The organism is Limnospira sp. (assembly GCF_051859755.1).
GTDB lineage: Bacteria > Cyanobacteriota > Cyanobacteriia > Cyanobacteriales > Microcoleaceae > Limnospira > Limnospira fusiformis.
Window position 1 is genome coordinate 1 of the sequence record NZ_JBIMLI010000295.1, and the last position, 2001, is coordinate 2001.

Sequence of the window (2001 nt, forward strand, 5' to 3'; positions counted from 1 at the left end):
GGTCTTCTTAGTCATCTCGTCCTCTCCATTATACGTCCTAAGTGTTCTGTCTTGTGCTATACATCAGGAGCCGTGTGCTGGGAAACTCGCAAGCACGGTTTGGAATTGGAGTTGGGGAAGGTGACTTCTCTTTCGACCATAACACAGTCAGGCTAGGAGCCGTATGAGGTGAAAGTCTCACGTACGGTTTTGTATGGGAGGGGGAGATGGCGACATCTCTCTCGACCCCTACTCAGTTCGAGGAAGGTATGGAAGAGCAGAGAGAGGATATTAAGGGTTGCCAGTAAAGAGGAAAGATGCTGCTTACCATGGCCGAAATTGTGTTCCAGATTGTAGCCCTTGGTCTTGAGGGTGTTGTGGTTTTCATTTTCCACCTTCCACCGGGTTCGCCCTGCCAGCACGACTTCTGCGACATTTTCCTCACTGAGGGGATAATTCGTAGCAAAGGCATTGTGATAGCTCACCTGGCCATCGGCAGTGGTGACGGTGAGTTCGCACCAGTTGACCAACAGGGCATCATCACTGTCTCTGAGCGGCACGGCGTTGAGATAGCGGTAGGTATAGGTTTCCTCGACTTTCCCGGTCCAACCAAGGGTTGTGACTGTGGGTAGCTCAATGCCATCAAGGTGTTCATGGAGGGTGGTGTGGGACTCCTGACGACAGACGAGGATGAAGTTGAGTTGGTGCTTTAGAAATTGCTCACACAAGGGTTGGTGACAATACAGGTCATCCCCTAAGACCGTAACGTTCCATCTAATGATACGTTCCCCTTGCCGCGATAATCACCGTTTGGCTGCCGCCGTCTCACAGTCCTGCTTGTCATGACCATCTTGGGGCACGATAAATTCAGGAACCAAGGGAATCAGATGCTTTTGTCCTGGACAAACGATGACCGCAGTCACCACCCCATGGAAGTAATGGGTTGCCCCAGACTTATAGGTGCGTGTCGAGCACTGGGGGCAGTGGATTTTCTCCGAACTCAAATATTCAGTCCCATCCAACGCCACTAACAGACTGTTGACAATAGAACGGAATTTTACCAACTGCCCCTGGACTTCGAGCACCGGCAAGATATCCTCAAAGACCGGAAAGATGTGGTCTGGTGACACTGTCGCCCAAAAATCCCGGATGTGGTTGTCGCCGGGAATTTGATGAACCCCAAACAAGCTTTGAGCATTGCTCTTGCCTTTGTTGCCTTCCATCGTGCGTTGATAGGCAAGGAATGATGGGGTTTGAGTGAAGAACACACTAAACGCGCGATTGGCTGCGTCTTCCATCCCATAGTGGCTATTCTTACCAGTAGGCTTGTCCGGTAACGAGGACAAACGCTGGCGAAAAGAACTGACGATTGTGTCAAACAACTCATGTTTTTCCAACGGCTCTGACCCTATTGGCTCTTGGATGTCCTTACAGTACCCCATTTTCCGTCCTTGAGTCGCTTTTTTATCAAATGAGAATTGCTGATATCATCCAATGCCTATTGACATATAGGTGTCAGCTGATCTATAATGGAGAGGTTTGAGTACAACGGGATGTAGCGCAGCTTGGTAGCGCGCCTGCTTTGGGAGCAGGATGTCGCAGGTTCAAATCCTGTCATCCCGATTTAACTTAAACCCTTATCCTGACTACTATCGCGGGAATTGCTTTAACCCGATAGTCGTACCGTTACACTCAAAATACACGTGCGAGACGTTCAGGCATGAAATAAGGTTGCAATACCTGAAATAACCGCCTGGTGGGGATTTCAACCCCTCGGTTGAATATAAGGAGCGCACTCCTGACCATCCCCATAACTGTTTATATGTCCCGACGCTTGGAGAAATCTAAGCAAGGCAGGGAACTCAAGGTCATAAACAAACTGAGAAATCAGGGAGTAGAGAGTAAAGGCGATAGCCACCCCCAATTTTGGGAATCACAACCCCAGGATTGAAGCGGGGAACGGAAGGCGTGAAGTAGAACCTACTACCAGATGCGACCACTGCCAACCATCCATGATTAGGG

1 tRNA gene and 1 pseudogene are annotated in these 2001 nt (G+C 49.6%); one reads left to right on the top strand and one right to left on the bottom strand.

Features of this window, described 5'->3' with window-relative positions:
• Positions 1–152: 152 nt before the first annotated feature.
• Positions 153–1349: pseudogene (locus ACTIE0_RS24025) on the bottom strand (transposase).
• Between the two features lie 179 nt (positions 1350–1528).
• On the opposite strand from ACTIE0_RS24025, the gene ACTIE0_RS24030 reads away from it, so the two are divergent.
• A tRNA-Pro gene (locus tag ACTIE0_RS24030) sits at positions 1529–1602 on the top strand.
• Positions 1603–2001 lie beyond the last annotated feature (399 nt).